Source organism: Micromonospora sp. HNM0581, assembly GCF_012726175.1.
Lineage (GTDB): Bacteria > Actinomycetota > Actinomycetes > Mycobacteriales > Micromonosporaceae > Micromonospora.
This window is the reverse complement of sequence record NZ_JAASAD010000006.1, coordinates 194516-210379: the sequence shown is the minus strand read 5'-3', so window position 1 is coordinate 210379 and position 15864 is coordinate 194516. Positions and strand designations below refer to the sequence as shown.

Sequence of the window (15864 nt, the reverse complement as noted above, 5' to 3'; positions counted from 1 at the left end):
GCGTCACCGCTGACGTGGTCTCGGTTGTCACGTCGTCTCCTCCTGCGGGTACGCCCACCCCAGCAGCTCCCGCAGCGCGGCAGGCGGGTGGCGGTGCTCGGTGCCCAACTCTGCGTGGGCGATGTCCACGGCGGTCGGCAGGTGCACCTGCTCGCCGTGTAGTTGTGGCCACTGCCGGCGGATGCGGGCGGTGCCGCCGAAGGTCGGGTCCTCGTCGGCGAGCACCATCGGGTCGCCGTACACGGCTGGTTCGCAGCCGGCCGCTATGCCGTAGAAGATGGCGCTCGTCAGCCGGTTGGAGGCGACCCGGCGGTGCCGGCGCAGCTCGACGAGCTGATTGTCCAGGAACCGGGGGTCGGTGTCCTTCCACCAGTGCCCGCGGTAGCCGTGGCAGATCACCCGGAAGCCGGCGTTCTCGTAGAGCCGGCGGACCCGTCTCATCCGGTGCTCGTGCCAGTACAGGCAGACCGTCACCGGGCCGGGTTCGGTGTCCCGGATCCGTGATATCAGCTCCTTGTGGTCGCCCTTGACGTGCTGGCCCTCCCAGCCGTGGAACGGGTACCAGATGGTGCCCTCGCGGGGTGGCTGCGGTTCCTCGGCAGCCTGCATGGCCAGCAGGTAGACGAACGGTGCCCCGATCACCGTGACGTTGCGCCGCCCGACCGACCAGGCCCGCCGCCGGGTCTGCTCCGACCAGAGCAGACTCGGCGTGCGTTCGGCGTACGGGTGGCCGGGGGCGAGGCCGTCGCCGATGTTCCAGCCGTGCTGGACGTACCCGTTGATGCGGGGTGGATGGCCGTCACCCAGCCCCGCGTAGCGGGCCAGCACGTGGGCGTGACCGTAGAAGTGGTTCGCGTGGTGCATCGGGCATTCCCTCAGGCGGCGGGCCGGAGCGATACGCCGCGCAGGGCCGCGGCCAACGCGTCGATGACGCGGTCCTGGTCGGCATCGCGCAGTCCAGGGTAGAGCGGCAGCGACAACTGCTGGGCGTAGAAGGACTCCGACACGGGGCAGCTGCCACGTCGGTAGCCGAGATCGGCGAAGGCCGGGTGCCAGTGCGCGGGAATGTAGTTGACCTGGACGCCGATGCCGGCGGCGCGCATCCGTTCGTAGAGTTCGCGGCGACGTCCGTCGAGCACCCGGATCGGATACAGGTGCCAGGCCGGTGCGGCCCAGTCGCGCCGGCCGGGGACGATTACGCCGGGCAGCTCCGCGAGGGCCGCGTCGTAGCGGGCCACCAGTTCGGCGCGGCGGGCGAGGAAGGCACCGAGGCGGCGTAGCTGGCTGCGGCCGAGTGCGCACAACACGTCCGGTAGCCGGTAGTTGAGGCCGAACTCGTGCACCTCCTGGTGCCAGCCGCCTTCGTCCGGCCACCGCAGCTCGTCGGGTTCACGGACCAGGCCGATGTTGCGGAACCGGCGGGCCCGCTTGAGTAGTTCCGGATCGGTGGTGGCCACGGCGCCGCCCTCGGCCGTGGTCAGGTTCTTGGTGGGGAAGAACGAGAACGTGGTCAGGTCGGCCAGCGATCCCACCGGCCGGCCCCGGTAGGTGGCTCCGATCGAGTGGGCCGCGTCGGCGAGCAGCAACGCGTCGGTGCCGTCGAGCGCGGTGCGCAGGGCATCGTAGTCGGCCGGGTGCCCGGCGTAGTCCACCGCGGCGACGACCTTCGTCCGTTCGGTGGTCGCTGCGGCCACCGCTGCCGGGTCCAGGGTGAACGTCTCCTCTTCCACGTCGGCGAAGACGACCCGAGCGCCGAGGGCGACCGCACTGCTGGCGGTGGCCACGAACGTCATCGGCGGCACGATCACCTCGTCGCCGGGGCCGACACCGGCCGCCGCGTACGCCACGTGCAGTGCGGCGGTGCCGTTGGAGACCGTCGCGACCCCGGCGCCACCGGCCCACGCGGAGATGTCCGCTTCGAAGGCGGCCACCTCCGGGCCGGTGGTCAGCCAGTCGCTGCGCAGGGCGGCTACCACGGCGGCGACGTCGTCGTCGGTCACCGACTGGCGTCCGTACGGAAGAAAAGAAGAGGTCATGCCGCGATGCCGAGCATCTCGCGTAGCTGGGGCACGGTGAGCCACTGGTCGTTGGTGTCCGACTGGTACGCGAAGCCGTCCGCTACCGGCTCGCACCCGAACGGGGGCTGGTAGCCCCAGGTGGCGATCGTCGGCTGCACGATGAACCGGTCCTTGGCGATCAGCGTCCGGCGGCTGTCGTCCGGGGCGATCATCTCCTCGTGCAGCTTCTCGCCGGGGCGGATACCGATCTCGTGGGTGGTGGCCGCCGGGGCGACAGCCTCGACCAGGTCGAGGATGCGCATGCTGGGGATGCGGGGCACGAAGAGTTCACCGCCCTGCATCTGGTCGAACGAGTCGATGACGAACTGCACAGCCTGGTCCAGGGTGATCCAGAAGCGGGTCATCCGCTTGTCGGTGATCGGCAGGCTCTTGCCCTCGGCCGCGAGCCGCCGGAACAACGGGACCACCGAACCACGGCTGCCGACCACGTTGCCGTAGCGAACCACCGCGAAGCGGGTCGGGTGCTGCGCCGCGTAGTGGTTGGCGGAGATGAACAGCTTGTCGCCGACCAGCTTCGTCGCACCGTACAGGTTGATGGGGCTGGACGCCTTGTCGGTGGAGAGGGCCACCACCTTCTGTACGCCGGCCTCGATGGCCGCGTCGACGACGTGCTGCGAACCGGTGATGTTCGTGGCGATGAACTCCGACGGGTTGTACTCCGCGGTGTCGACCTGCTTGAGGGCGGCGGCGTGCACGACATGGTCCACACCGTGCATGGCCCGGGTCAACCGGTGCCGGTCCCGGACGTCGCCGATGAACCAGCGCAGCCGCGGGTCGTCGCCCAGCTGCTGACGCAGTTCGTACTGCTTGAGTTCGTCGCGGGAGAAGACAACCACCCGGGCCGGATCCGTCTCGGCGAGTAGGTGCCGCAGGAAGGTCCTGCCGAAGGAACCCGTTCCCCCTGTGACGAGGATGGACGATCCGTTCAGCTCGCTCAACTGGTGCTCCCGTGTGTGTCGGATTCGCGGTCGGCCTCGGCCGGCCGGGTGGGAACGCTAGACGCGGCGGGTTAACGGGCCCATGCCCCGCGGTTAACCGCATGACGTACAACGGTGAATGGCGGGCACCCAGCTGGCGAACACCTGTCGTCGTCGCGGCGTGCCCACCGACTCGCGTCGACCTGACCGCTAGGGTCTCGACCCGACCGGGAACCGGGGCGCGGACGGCCGCCACCCGCCCGGTCGCGTCGTGGGAGGGACGATGACCGTCGAGATCGAAGCGGCACGCGCCGAGCACGGGTCGCCGGATCCACGCGGGTGGGCGCCGGACCACCGCCGACGCCTGTTGCTGCCCCTGCTCATGGTGGGTGGCTGGTTGCTGGCGACCGCCTGGCGGATCTGGCTGGCCCGGCACGCCGGTATGCCGTTCGCGCACACCGACGAGGACAGCTACCTCAACACCGCACGCGCCCTGGCCGGTGGCCCGGGCGGCTTCAGCAGCGAGAACGAGACGCTACGCCGGATCGGCTACCCGCTGCTGATCGCACCGGCCTTCCTCCTCGGCCGGGAGTTCTCCGACACCTACCTGCTCGTACGGGTGATCAACGCGGCGCTCAACGCGACGGTCCTGCCGCTGGCGTACCTGCTCGGCCGGCGGCTGCTGGCGCTACGGCCCGTTCCCGCCTTCGTGGCGGCCCTCGCCGCGGCGACGCTACCGGCGGTGGTCTTCCACACCACGGTGGCGATGACCGACGCGGTGCTCGGACCACTGCTGCTGGCCTGGTTGCTCGCCGTGCACCGGCTCGTCGACCGGCCGGGTCTGGCCACCGCGACGATGTGCGGCGCGTTCGCGGGCGCCTGTCATCTGATGCATTCGCGCGGCGTGGTGATCGTTGCCGGGTACGCGCTGCTGGCTTTGGTCCTGTTCGTCCGCCGTCGGCTGGGTCCGGCCGCGCTGCTGGCGGCGGTCATTGCGGTGCTGGCCGCAGTGCTGACCAACGAGGTGGGGATACGACTGCTCGGTGAGTCGGTGCAGCTGCTCGGCAAGCCGGCAGATGGCAATGCCGCGCGGGCGCTCACCTCGGTGCGGGGGCTCTCGCAGGTGCTGGCGTCGGTCGGCACGCAGCTCTGGTATCTGACGGTCGTCACTTTCGGACTGGCCGGTCTGGCCGGTGCCGAGGCGGTGATTAGGGTGTTCCGTCGGGGCGGTGCGGCCACCAGGTGGACGTTCGGTGTGGCCCTGCTGGTCACCGTCGGGGTCGCCTTCGGTGCGGAGCTCGTCCTGGCCGGGGTGCCGGACCGGGTGCCGGACGCCATCTACGCCCGCTACGTGCAGATGTTCGCCTCGTTCTGGTTGCTTGTCGGTGTCGGACTGCTGTTCGGCACGGCGTACCGTCCGTTGCTGCGCCGGGCCGGGGTCGCCGTGCTGCTGCTCGCGGTGGGCGGTGCACTGATCCGCCTACGCCTGGACCGCGCCGAGGCCCGGGGTGTGCCGCTGCGGTGGGGTGGATTCAGCGCACCGGACCTGGTGGCCCTGACCGACGGGTGGCAGCAGATGCGTCCCCTGGTCGGCTCGGCCATCGGGATCGCCGGTTGTCTGCTGGTCGTGCTGGTGCTCGCGGTCCGTCGACGCAACACGCGTACCGTACTGCTGGCGGTGATGCTCACCGCGCTTGTCGTGGTCAACGTGGCGACCACGCAGGTGCTCATGCAGCGGCTGGTTCGCCCGCTGGCGGTGGAAGGTACGCCGGTACCTGGTGTGACCGAGTTGGGTATCCGGTCACCTGAGCGGGTCGCTGCCTCCACCGGCGTGCCCTACCAGCTCCGCTTCAACCTCAGCCATCAGGTCACCTGGACCGAGGTCCCGTGGTTCGGGGACCGGCCGCCAGTCGACGCCGACGTGGTCTTCGCGCGTTGGGCGCCTGGCGAGCCGGGGGACTGGGACGGCACCCGGTTCGGCTTCGTCCGGCTGGGCGGCGACCCGCAGCGGAAGTGGGCCGGGTGGCGGCGCGGCTGACACCCGGCATTCCCCAATCGACGGCAAACACCACTCGTCCGCTACGTGAACAATGAGTGGACGAAACGTCGCTGATCAGCGAACACGACGGTTGATGCGCTCCAGGGAAATGGGTATCACCGTGATTTCCCGGCCGTCATGGGTCTCCTGGCGGCCGGTTCCCTCGACGAATCGGAACCGGCGGTTCATCTGACGCACCACCGTGTTGTGGGCGAGCACCTCACCGTCGAGCCGCTCCAGGTCCAGCACGTCGAACGCGTGGTCCACCGCCTCCCGCATCACCTCCAGCCAGGCGGGCAGCGTCTCGCCCCGGTCGGCCAACCCCTCGGCGTCCAGGTAGAAGCCCCACCCGCCGGTACGCGGCTCGGACAACCGTAGGTCGAAGAAGGCGACCGCGCCGCTGGGCACACCGTCCCGCAGGTAGGTCAACACCTGGCGGGTGGGGTCCTGGCGAACCGCCGACCACCACCGCCGGTGCTCCTCGGCAGTGATGACGTGACTGGTCTTGCTGACCTGCCGATTGATTTCCTGATTACGCCAGGACAACATCAGGTTAACGTCGTCCTCGGTGGCGTCACGCAACACGTACCGCTCGCTTTCCGTCTCGTTCACCTGTCCCGGGGCACCCTAATCACGATTCACCTGGCTGTACACTCCGCCGCATGAAGGAATTGAGTCGGGCGCAGATCCGCGACCTCATGGGCGAGGTTCTCAAGAACCAGGGCAAGGCGTTGCCCTCCGACGACGCCGCCGACCTACGCGAGATCGGTTTCCGGTCGCTTGACTTCTCCGAGTTGGCGCTGCGCGTCGAGGACGCCACGGGAGAGGAACTCAACTTCGACGCGCCCGGGCTGCGTCGGATCACCACCGTCGGCGACGTGCTCGACTTCCTCGTCGAGTTGCAGCGGCAGTGAGCGTCGAGACCGTCCCGCAGGCTCCCGTCCACCCGGCGGGGGCGGACAACCGGGTCGTCGTCGACGGTACCCCGCTGACCTGGCGTGACCTGCCGGAGCTGATCCTGCCGGAGCCCGCGGCCGTGCTGGTCCACTCCGCCCGGTACGCGCTCGCCGCCGCCCGGCACCACGCCGCGCACGGCACCGAGCTGCTGCTCAGCACCGCCAGCCGGGTCGACGCGGCGATGCGTGACGACCTGCGGGACACCGGGTTCGTGGTGACCGAACTGGGTGCGCAGACAACCGGGGAGGCAGTGACCACGGGTACGCGTACCGCCGAGCGTGGCCGGTTGTGGCTACTGACCTCCGGATCCACCGGCCGTCCCAAGCGGGTCGGTCACACCCTCGAATCGTTGACCACCGTCCGGGGGCAGCAGCCCGCACGGACCTGGCTGTGCCCGTACGCCCCCGGCACGTACGCCTGGTGGCAGGTGGTCACGCTGTCGCTGACCCAGCCCGGACAGCACCTGGTGGTGGTGGAGCCGGACCAGCTCGACGACTGGCCGGCGCTGGCGGCCGAGCACGGGGTGGACGCCGCCTCCGGCACGCCGACCTTCTGGCGGCGGGCCCTGCACCGTGACCCGGACGGGCTGGCCCGGGTGCCGCTCCGTCAGCTGACCCTCGGCGGCGAACCGGTGGACCAGACGATCCTGGACCGGCTGCGGGAGGTCTTCCCGGCCGCTCGGATCTCCTGGATCTACGCCTCATCCGAGGTGGGCGCGGCCATCGTGGTGCACGACGGACAGGCCGGGTTCCCGGCAGACTGGCTGGACCGCGAGGTTGCGGGGCGTCCCACCATCGGGGTCCGCGACGGGGAACTGGTGATCACTTCGCCGTACCACGGTGCCGGGCTCGACGGTCCGGTCCGCACCGGCGACCGGGCGCAGCTGGTCGGTGACCGGGTGCTGATCACCGGCCGGCTCGACGCCGACGAGATCAACGTCGGCGGCAGCAAGGTCTCGGCGGGTCTTGTCCGCGACGTGCTGACCGCCCACCCGCAGGTGGCCTGGGCGCGGGTCACCGGTCGACGTGCCCCGCTGCTCGGCCACATGGTCGTCGCCGAGGTGGTACCGACGGGAGGTGTGGCCGACCCCCGGCCGGTGCCTGCCGAGGCGATGGTGGACGAGGCGACGCTGGTGCGCTGGTGCGCCGACCAGTTGCCCGAGTACGCGGTCCCACGGCGGATCCGCGTACTGACCGAGATTCCCGTCAAGGAGACCCTGAAGAGCGATGTCTGACCCCACCACCCCCGCCCGACCCGTACCGCCCAGCTCCGTGGTGCTGGTCTCCGGCGGCTCCCGCGGCCTCGGCCTCGCCATCGTCACCGACCTGCTCGAAGCGGGTCTGAAGGTGGCCGCCTTCGCCCGTACCGTCACCCCCGAACTGGCCAAGCTCGCAGACGCCCATTCGGAGCGGGCACACGTCGGCTCGGTCGACGTCACCGACCTCGCCGCCGCGCAGGCGTTCGTCCGGGCGGCCGAGGAGCGGCTCGGCCCGATCGACGGTGTGGTGAACAACGCCGCCGTCGGGCAGGACTCGCTGCACGTGCACACCGCCAACGCCGACATCGCCCGGATCATCGAGACCAATTTGACCGCTCCGTTGCAGCTCACCCGGCTGGCCGTACGCCGGATGCTGGCTCAGGGCCGGCGGGGACGCATCGTCAACATCACCTCGATCTGTGCGCAGCGCGGCTTCCCGGGCTTGGTGGCGTACTCCGCGACCAAGGGCGGGATGGACGCGGCGACCCGTTCGCTCGCCCGGGAACTCGGTGGGCGGGTGCTGGTCAACGCGGTCGCGCCGGGCTTCTTCGCCTCGGAGATGTCGGCGGTGCTCGGCCAGACCCAACTCGACCAGATCGTGCGCCGTACGCCGACCGGTCAGCTGACCGAGCCGGAGGAGGTGGTGCCGGTGGTGCGGCTGCTGCTGCGCGACCAGACGAACATCAACGGCCAGGTCATCGTGGTGGACGGTGCCGCCTCGATCTGATTCGCCGCAGCCGGTGGCCCGCACCCACGGAGGTGCGGGCCACCGGGTGTCCGCCATGCTCGCCGCCGCACCCCGGCACCTGCGGGTGACGGCGGCAGCCGACTCGGGTGACGCCGTCACCCGTAGCCATCTGGGTGACGGACGCTGCGCCGGCTGGTACGCCCCGCCGGTGCCCGGCTGGCGGGTCGCGATCGACGCCGAGTGCACCGACGCTGCACCACCGGTGACGTTGGCCCGCCGGTTCGGGTCCACCGATTTCTGGGGCCGGTGGACCCGGGTGGAGTGTCTGGCCAAGCTCGCCGACGTACCGGTGGCCCTCTGGTGGCGTCGACATGGTCTGGAGGTGCCGCCCGGCACTGTGTGGCTGTGGCGCACCCTGCCGCTGGCCGACCTGGTCGTCACCGTCGCCTTCGCCCCGGCGGACCTCACCGACCGCGTCGACCTCAACCGGATGGGCCGGTCCCGTTCCGACGGTGGCGCCTCGAACGTCGGGTGACCCCCGCAGAATCCGCGCCCGCCAACGCCAAGACACTTTCGCGCGTCGGGGGCGCGTCTACCCGTCCGGTTGGGCGAACCCGATCGGTGGGCCGTCGTCGGTGATCCCGAGCACCGACCAGCCGCGCAGCGCCACGAAGAACGGCAGCGACTCGGAGAGCAACTCGTGGACCAACTCGTCGCCGCCCGATGGGCGATCGAACCGCGCCCCCAGCTTGTCGACCAGCCGGGCGTGCAGCCGGCGTAGGACCTCGTCGTGAGCTGCGTTGTCCGCCGCCGGCCTGCTGCTCGCCGGGAGCAGATGACGGCCCAGGTAACGAGTGGTGATGGTGTCCTGGAGTCGAAGCAGGGCGTACGCCAGCTCCTCCGCCCGGGGTCGGAGACCGCGCCAGGGTTCACACCTGGCGACCAGCAGCGCCGCGACGGTGACAGCGGCCATCTGTTCCAGGGCGGGCTCGATGTCGTAGTCGCGACGGCGGGGCCGGTAGGTGAGGGCGACCAGGGGATACCGGCGGACGGTGTCGTCGACCTCCCGCAGGCTCGCGGCCCAGGCCCTGCACCGCTCCCGGGTCACGTCGACCCCCTCGTCGGTCAGGCTCCGCGTGAGCAGGCCCACCCCGTCGGTGCCGCGCACCTGGTCGTAGATGGTCAGTGCGAACCGGTTGCGGACCGTCAGCCCGGTGATCAGCTCGATCAGGTAGGTGGCCAGCGCGGCGAAGAAGCCGAAGCCGAGGGCGCCGGCCGTCACGGCGAACAGCTTCTGCGCACCGGTGTCCGGGGTGATGTCGCCGAAGCCGAGTACGGTCAGCAGCCCGGTGGCGTAGTAGAGGGCGTCGACGAAACCGGCTGGTCCGTAGCCGGTGATCCGGTGATAGCCGTGCAGGTTCGGCCAGACGACGAGTGCGACCCCCAGGATCAGCGGCCCGAGCCAGGCGAGGAACGTGCCGGTGACCAGGATCGGTCCCGCCCACACCAGCGGCGTGCGGCGGGGCGTGCGACGTCGGCCGGCGGTCAGCGACGAGGCCCGCCAGACAAGCCGCCGGACCGTACGGGCGATAACTCCCTCCGCGTCCGGATGAAGCACGGTGAGCCAAACGTCGACCACCACCACGGCGATCAGGGCCAGACCCGCCGTAACCGTCACGAAGGTCATACGCAGAGGTATACCTCTCGCCCGGCAGAAGCCGGTACGACGCGCCCGGACCCCGTCAGACGAGATCCCAGCTGAGCGCGGTGCCGCGCGCCACGTCGGCGGTGAAGCGGCGGCCCAGCACCCGGTCGATCTCCACCGGGGGGAGACCACCGGCCGGTCGGATCGACCGGACATTGTGCACGGTCACCTCGTCGCCCGCGCGCACGTCCGCCACCACGTACAGCGAGCGCCGGAAGCGCAGGCCCTCCTGCTCGGCCGGAGTCGGCCCGACCACCGTGCCACCCAGTGCCGCGTACGCCCGCTCAGACTCGACCACCAGGGCGGCCAACTCGCTGGGGTCGAGGGAGAAGTCGGAGTCCACCCCGCCGTCGGCGCGGTCCAGGGTCACGTGTTTTTCGATGAAGCAGGCGCCGAGCGCCACCGAGGCGACCGGCACCCCGATGCCCGGAGTGTGGTCGGACAGCCCCACCGGCACGCCGAACGTGTCGGCCAGCACCGGGATGCGACGCAGGTTGCTGTCAGCCGGCGGTGCGGGATAGGAGGCGGTGCAGGCCAGCAGGATGATCCCGCCGGCACCACCTTCCCTGGCGGTGCGTACGGCGGCGTCGATCTCAGCCAGGGTGGCCATCCCGGTCGAGATGACCATCGGCTTGCCGGTGGCCGCGACCAGCCGGATCAGCGGCAGGTCGACAAGCTCCGATGAGGCGATCTTGTAGGCAGGGGCGTCGAGTTCCTCCAGCAGCCGCACGGCGGAGGCGTCGAACGGGGAGGAGAAGACGGTCAGCCCCTGGGCACGGGCTCGCTCGAAGATCGGCCGGTGCCACTCGTACGGGGTGTGCGCCTTCTCGTAGAGCCGGTACAGGTTCTGGCCACCCCACAGCTCGTGCCCGCCGGAGATGCGGAAGTCCGGCGTGTCCACGTCTATGGTGATGGTGTCCGGCCGGTACGTCTGCAGCTTCAGTGCGTGCGCGCCGCTGGCTGCCACCGCATCCACGATGGACAACGCGCGGTCCAGGTCACCGTTGTGGTTGCCGGACATCTCCGCCACCACGAAGGGGCGCTCCCCGGTGCCGACCAGATGCGACCCGATCTTCAGCGTCATTCCGATCCGTTCCCGTGCGTGCGTACCAGTGTGCGATTCTGTGCCGTGCCGCCCGGCGTCGAGTCCGACCCGCCTGCGGGATTCCCGACGTCGTTACCGCGTACCCGACCGGCGAGCCGGTGGGCCCGGCGCAACGCAGCGTACGCCAGGTAGCTGTCCCGGCCGACCAGTCGGTGTTTGAGTCCCGACACCCCGCCCGGTCGGGGGTAGCCGCCGCTGGGCAGGTACCTGCGGTAGTGCGCGGCGACCCGCCGGAAGAAGTCCCGGCGCAGATGCGGGTGCAACCGGTCGTCGTTGCCCACCACCACCAGGAAGTGGCTCACCATCAGATCGAACAGTTCGGCCTGCCAACGCCCGTCGGGATAGCGGTGACGCAGCCAGGCGAACAGGCGGTCGTACTGCTCGAAGGCGTCGAAGTGCCGACCGCTGCGGGTCGAGGTGATCGCGCCCTGGCGACCCTGGCGGTAGAGGTAACAGACCCGGTTCAGCACACTGATGCGTTCCGCGCCGATCAGGAGTGGATGACTGAACGGAATGTCCTCGTACCAGCCGGGATGGAAGCGCAACCCCAACTCGGCCATGAACTCCCGACGTACCACCTTGTTCCAGGCTGTGTGCTGGACCCGCAGCAGTTGCGGTCGATCGGTCAGCCGGACCACGCCGGGGGTCGCGCGCAGCAGCCGACTGCTCGCGTCCACCTCCTGGCGCCCGCACTCGTGCACCCGAAGGTGATCGATCATCATCACGTCCGGGTGGTCCACGCGCAGCCGCTCCAGCACGGCCGGGATCGTCCCGGCGGGCAGCCAGTCGTCGCTGTCGACGAACCAGACGTAGCGACCGGTGGCCACGTCCAGACCCTCGTTGCGGGCCAGCCCGAGGCCGACGTTGCGGTCGAGGTGCAGCACGCGCAGACGGGGATGGTCGACGGCACACTCACGCAGCAGTTCGCCGCACCGGTCCGGTGAGGCGTCGTCGACGGCGACCACCTCGACCTCGGTCATCTCGTCGCACGGGATGTCGGCGTGGATCGAGTCCAGGCACTGACGCAGGTACGCCTCGACGCCGTAGACCGGCACGACGATGCTCAGCAGCGGCGTTGGCGTCGGCTGTGTGACCACCCGGAAACTTTCGGGCATCCGGGTGGACGGACCTGAAACCTGACGTGGCCGGGTGCGGTGCAGTTTTTGAACAGCCGACGAGTGTCAGGTTAACGGTGCGCGGACTCGTAAGGTCGACGAGGCATGCGGTGGCGTGCCCGCCACCCGGGTAGGGTGCCGGCGGGTCACACCAGCCCGGCTACCGCGGGAGCATCCGGCAGCCGTCGGGGTGGCCGGGAGGAGATGGGCATGCGAGTGATGTGGTCGAGAACCGGATGGTGGGCATGACGAGTACGTCCCTTGCGGCGTCGGCGACCACCTCACGCGAGCGTACGGACGCCGACCGTCTGCCGTCGCTGACCGGTCTGCGGTGGATAGCCGCGCTGCTGGTCTTCGGCTTCCACGCCGGCACCATGCGCATCATCGCCGATCCCGGCCCGCAGGCGGTAGTGGGAGAGATCTTCACCCTGGGCCTGTCCGGGGTGCAGTTCTTCTTCATCCTCAGTGGCTTCGTGCTGGTCTGGTCCGCGCGTCCCGGCGCCTCCCGGCGTCGGTTCTGGCGACGGCGATTCGCCAAGATCTATCCCAACCATCTGGTGCTGTGGGCGCTCGCCATGCTGGCGATGCTCTGGTTCGCTGATCCGATCGACCCGGTGGCGGCACTGGAGAACCTTCTCCTGGTGCAGGCCTGGGATCCCCGGCCGGGCCACTTCTACAGCATCAACAACGTCAGCTGGTCGCTCTCCTGCGAGCTGTTCTTCTACCTGTGCCTACCGTTGGTGCTGCCGACGGTGCGGCGGGCCCGCCCGTGGCTGCTGTGGGCCGTGGTGGTCGCGGTGCCGCTGCTGATCCTGGCACTCTGGCCCGGGCAGGCACTGGTACCGGAGTCGGATCGCTGGTGGTTCACCCAGGTCTTCCCGCTGGTCCGATCGCTGGAGTTCTGGATGGGCGTGGCCGCGGCCGAGCTCATGCTGCGTGGGCGCTGGCGGGGGCCACGGCTACCAATGGCAAGTCTGATCTTCGTGCTGACCTGGGTGGCGGCCTCCCAGTGGATCCGGGCGGAACTCTGGGCAGCGCTGCTGTCCGCGGCGTACGTCCTGGTGATCGCCGCGGCAGCGGACGCGGACGTGCACGGTCGGCGCTCGCCGCTGCGCTCCCGCACGATGGTCTGGCTCGGCGAGGTCTCCTTCGCCTTCTACCTGGTGCACGTCTTCGTGATCATGACGATCCTGCGGCTGACCGGGGACTGGGGCACCGGCCTGCCCGGCTGGTGGGGCCCGCTCTCGGTGATCGGCTTCCTGCTGCTCACCCTGGGACTGGCCGCTCTGCTGCACCGGTACGTGGAACAGCCGATGATGCGCCGCCTGGCCTCGCCACGTTCCGGCCGGCGAAGCGGCGCGGCACCGTCGGCGTCGGCTGAACCCGGTGCGCACGGGCTGCCCCGACAGCGGGTGTCCGGCGGTGACCCGGACCCTGCCACGAGCGCGGAGAGTCACCGCGGCGTCACGCACGCGCCGTAGCATCGGCCCGGTCGCAGCCCGTGGCGGCACCGACGCTCGCCTTTCGATCCGCTCCCGGTACGGCCACCGACGCCGTACCGACATCTCCGAGGTGCCGTCATGGAGAAGGCAGTTCTCTACCAGTTCCTGATCGAGGTGCCACGCGCCGCCGCCATCTGGTCGGTCCTGCTCGTGATCGCGTTGGGCGTACTCACCGCGTTGGTCGTCCGCCCCGAGCCGGTCGCGCCGGTGGACCGAGCCGCCGACCGGGACGCGGCCCGTTCCGCGACCGACGAGGCCGACAAGCGCCGGTACGCCGGGGAGGTGGCGGTCGCGGCAGTCGGCGCCGGGCAGAACGCCGAGCGACGACGTACGGCCTGGCGGGTTGCCCAGGCGGAACTCGACCGCGCCTGGGCCAGTTACGACGAGGCGGAGGCCGCCGCCCGCCGGCTGGCCGGGGGCGCCGCACTGCCGACCCCGCGTACCCCGCGTACCCCCGCCGAGTATGCGGCCCGGGAGCGCTGGCTGCACCGAGCCGCGATGGCGGCCTACTGGCGCGGCGACCTGACCGCCCGGCAGCTCAGCGACGTGCTGGCGCACCGGTCGGGCTGGGATGCCCGGCGTCACCCGGCCGCGCAGGAGGTTGTCCTCGCCCGAGTGGTACGCGACAACCGGCTGGCCGCCTACCGGTCGGCCGTCGAGCGGGAGCGTGTCCGGTGGCGGGAGGCGGAACTGGCCGCTGAGGCGGCGCATGCCCTCTCCGCCGAGGCGTACGCGGCGGCCGATCGGCTCCGATTGGAGCGGCTGCCGGTCCGGAGCCGGGCCAGCGTCGCACCTGCCGACCTGCTCCGACGGTGGGACCCGGCACGGCTTGGTCGGAATTCCGTGAGCTGGGTCACGTTCCTCGAGAACTCGGTCACTCTTCGTAGGTGATTCGATTGGCGTAGCTATCGCCGGGTGCGTTGTCCGTAAGTCGTCCGGTTGTTACCCCGAGGCGACCGGTACGCCGTCGGTCCCATTCCGCTCCGCCCGCTCCCAGGTATCCGAAAATTGCTGAGCTGGATCATGTTTATGCAGGTCAGAGCGGGTTGGCCGGGAGGTGACCGGCCAGTAGTGTCAGCACGTCCGGTGCGGTAACCGATCGCAGAAAGCGACGCCGTACCGACCCGCTCAATCGTGATCTCACGAACCGGGGACCCACTGCACCACTGGGGTGAATCCGCGAGTCTCGGCCCGCGGTAGGGCGTCTTCCCGCCCGAATCCGTCAGCTAACCCGGTCGGCGGTGATGGAAGGAGAACCAGCCCTCGTGCAGTCCGATGTGATTCCCCCGTTTCCCTGCCTCCACGGCACCGCGGTGCCCGTGCTTGCCGGCCTGAGCGCCGCGAGCTGACCCCGGTCATCGCCACCGCCCGGTTCTTGCCGGGTGCATCCCTGAACGGCCCCTCCCGCTCATCCGGGCGGTCGTCGGCGTCCAGACGCCGACCCGACCGCCGGAGCCGGCATGCCGTTCTCCCCTCAGCCAGTGGAGGAACCATGAAGCGCACCCTTTCCCGCCGGCTTCGTCGGCTGGTCACCGAACGTCCCTACCAGATCGTCGCCGGCTCCGCCGCGGCACTCGTGCTGGCCACCGGCACCGGCGCGGCCATCGCCGGCACCGGGACCGCCCCGGCCCCCACCCGTACCACCACCGCTGCCGCAGAGCTGCTCGCCGACACCGCGGTGACACCGGAGGCGATCCGGGCTGAGGTCGCCTCGCCCCAGGCCGCCGCGAAGACTGCCGTACCGAGAAGTGCCGTGCCGGCCAGCGCGGCACCGGCCAGCGCCTCGCCGTCGCCGAAGCCCAGCCCGACGACTGCGGACCCTGACGTGGCCAGCAAGGAGCCGGCGCCGGCTCCGCCTGCCTCGAAGATCCTCGAGTACGACCACCAGGCACAGACCACGGGCTACTACTGCGGCCCGGCCGCCGTACGAAACGCGTTGAGTGCCGCGAGCATCGAGCGGGGACAGGACGCACTCGCCACCCAACTCGGCACCACGTACGCCGGCACCAACTCGGCCGAGGACACCACCCGCGTCCTCAACGCTGTCGTCGACGGCGACCCGTACGAGACCACGATGATCCGTGGCGGTGCCGCCACGCCGGCTCAGATGGACCAGCTCCAGGCGGACGTGGTCGCGGCCATCGCCGACGAGCGAGGCGTCGTGGTCAACGTCGCCGGCAGTGTGACCGACACGAACGGCCGCTGGCACTCTTTCCCCGGCGGCCACTACGTCGCGGTGGTCGGCTACGAGGACTCTGGCCGGATGGTGAAGATCGCTGACTCGGCCGACGTTTCGTACCCGTCGTACTGGCTCAGCACCACCGACCTGGCCAACTGGGCCGCCACCCGCGGATACTCGGCCTGATCACGCCGGTCCCACCGCAGGCGGCGGGTGCGGATCAGGTCTTGCATCCGCACCCGCCGTCGGGCGACTCGGCGTCGGTTGATTACCCGCTGCTGCCGTCGGGGCACCGCCGATGTCGCGGTCTCGCCGGACAGCG

15 protein-coding genes and 1 riboswitch are annotated in these 15864 nt (G+C 70.4%); of the genes, 8 read left to right on the top strand and 7 right to left on the bottom strand.

Annotated elements, in window-relative coordinates; translation table 11 throughout:
• Positions 1–27: 27 nt before the first annotated feature.
• From HCA58_RS10820 to pseB, 3 genes are read right to left on the bottom strand one after another with little or no spacing between them, the layout of a single operon-like run.
• A complete protein-coding gene (locus HCA58_RS10820) occupies positions 28–864 on the bottom strand; it encodes a hypothetical protein (protein ID WP_169597645.1) in 837 nt (278 codons plus the stop codon).
• A gap of 11 nt (positions 865–875) precedes the next feature.
• Positions 876–2036: a DegT/DnrJ/EryC1/StrS family aminotransferase gene (locus tag HCA58_RS10815; RefSeq protein WP_169597644.1), complete on the bottom strand. Its 1161-nt coding sequence runs from the start codon at positions 2034–2036 to the stop codon at positions 876–878.
• Entirely contained in the window at positions 2033–3016 is a 984-nt protein-coding gene (gene pseB / locus HCA58_RS10810) for a UDP-N-acetylglucosamine 4,6-dehydratase (inverting) (protein ID WP_169597643.1), read from the bottom strand. Before pseB ends, HCA58_RS10815 begins: the two co-directional genes overlap by 4 nt.
• 262 nt (positions 3017–3278) lie before the next feature.
• Here pseB and HCA58_RS10805 point away from each other — a divergent pair, with 262 nt between their 5' ends.
• Positions 3279–5033, top strand: a complete 1755-nt coding sequence (locus HCA58_RS10805; protein ID WP_169597642.1) for a glycosyltransferase family 39 protein — start codon at positions 3279–3281, stop codon at positions 5031–5033.
• 75 nt (positions 5034–5108) lie between these two features.
• Here HCA58_RS10805 and HCA58_RS10800 read toward each other — a convergent pair whose 3' ends face one another.
• A complete protein-coding gene (locus HCA58_RS10800; RefSeq protein ID WP_346775951.1) occupies positions 5109–5645 on the bottom strand; it encodes a GNAT family N-acetyltransferase in 537 nt (178 codons plus the stop codon).
• 50 nt (positions 5646–5695) lie between these two features.
• On the opposite strand from HCA58_RS10800, the gene HCA58_RS10795 reads away from it, so the two are divergent.
• From HCA58_RS10795 to HCA58_RS10780, 4 genes are read left to right on the top strand one after another with little or no spacing between them, the layout of a single operon-like run.
• Positions 5696–5947, top strand: a complete 252-nt coding sequence (locus tag HCA58_RS10795) for an acyl carrier protein (protein WP_169597641.1) — start codon at positions 5696–5698, stop codon at positions 5945–5947.
• Positions 5944–7224, top strand: coding sequence for an AMP-binding protein (locus HCA58_RS10790; protein ID WP_169597640.1), 1281 nt, complete (start codon positions 5944–5946; stop codon positions 7222–7224). The genes HCA58_RS10795 and HCA58_RS10790 overlap by 4 nt, the downstream gene beginning before the upstream one ends.
• On the top strand, positions 7217–7975 hold the full coding sequence (locus HCA58_RS10785) for an SDR family NAD(P)-dependent oxidoreductase (RefSeq protein ID WP_169597639.1): 759 nt from the start codon (positions 7217–7219) through the stop codon (positions 7973–7975). Before HCA58_RS10790 ends, HCA58_RS10785 begins: the two co-directional genes overlap by 8 nt.
• Before the next feature lie 55 nt (positions 7976–8030).
• Entirely contained in the window at positions 8031–8471 is a 441-nt protein-coding gene (locus tag HCA58_RS10780; RefSeq protein ID WP_240956006.1) for a hypothetical protein, read from the top strand.
• A 57-nt stretch (positions 8472–8528) separates the two neighbouring features.
• On the opposite strand, the gene HCA58_RS10775 is transcribed toward HCA58_RS10780, so the two are convergent.
• The 3 genes from HCA58_RS10775 to HCA58_RS10765 are packed head-to-tail and all read right to left on the bottom strand — an operon-like array spanning position 8529 to position 11843.
• Positions 8529–9623, bottom strand: a complete 1095-nt coding sequence (locus tag HCA58_RS10775) for a potassium channel family protein (protein WP_169597638.1) — start codon at positions 9621–9623, stop codon at positions 8529–8531.
• 55 nt (positions 9624–9678) lie between these two features.
• On the bottom strand, positions 9679–10731 hold the full coding sequence (gene pseI, locus HCA58_RS10770; protein WP_346775954.1) for a pseudaminic acid synthase: 1053 nt from the start codon (positions 10729–10731) through the stop codon (positions 9679–9681).
• Positions 10722–11843, bottom strand: a complete 1122-nt coding sequence (locus HCA58_RS10765; RefSeq protein ID WP_169597636.1) for a glycosyltransferase — start codon at positions 11841–11843, stop codon at positions 10722–10724. Before HCA58_RS10765 ends, pseI begins: the two co-directional genes overlap by 10 nt.
• A 263-nt stretch (positions 11844–12106) precedes the next feature.
• Here HCA58_RS10765 and HCA58_RS10760 point away from each other — a divergent pair, with 263 nt between their 5' ends.
• The 3 genes from HCA58_RS10760 to HCA58_RS10750 all read left to right on the top strand — a co-directional run bounded on the left by HCA58_RS10760 (position 12107) and on the right by HCA58_RS10750 (position 15728).
• On the top strand, positions 12107–13342 hold the full coding sequence (locus HCA58_RS10760) for an acyltransferase (RefSeq protein ID WP_169597635.1): 1236 nt from the start codon (positions 12107–12109) through the stop codon (positions 13340–13342).
• Positions 13343–13441: 99 nt separating this feature from the next.
• Positions 13442–14254, top strand: coding sequence for a hypothetical protein (locus HCA58_RS10755; RefSeq protein ID WP_169597634.1), 813 nt, complete (start codon positions 13442–13444; stop codon positions 14252–14254).
• 224 nt (positions 14255–14478) lie between these two features.
• A riboswitch (cyclic di-AMP (ydaO/yuaA leader) is annotated at positions 14479–14619 on the top strand.
• 236 nt (positions 14620–14855) lie between these two features.
• Positions 14856–15728 carry a C39 family peptidase gene (locus tag HCA58_RS10750; RefSeq protein ID WP_169597633.1) on the top strand — a complete coding sequence of 291 codons (873 nt, stop codon included), beginning with the start codon at positions 14856–14858 and terminating at the stop codon, positions 15726–15728.
• Positions 15729–15864 lie beyond the last annotated feature (136 nt).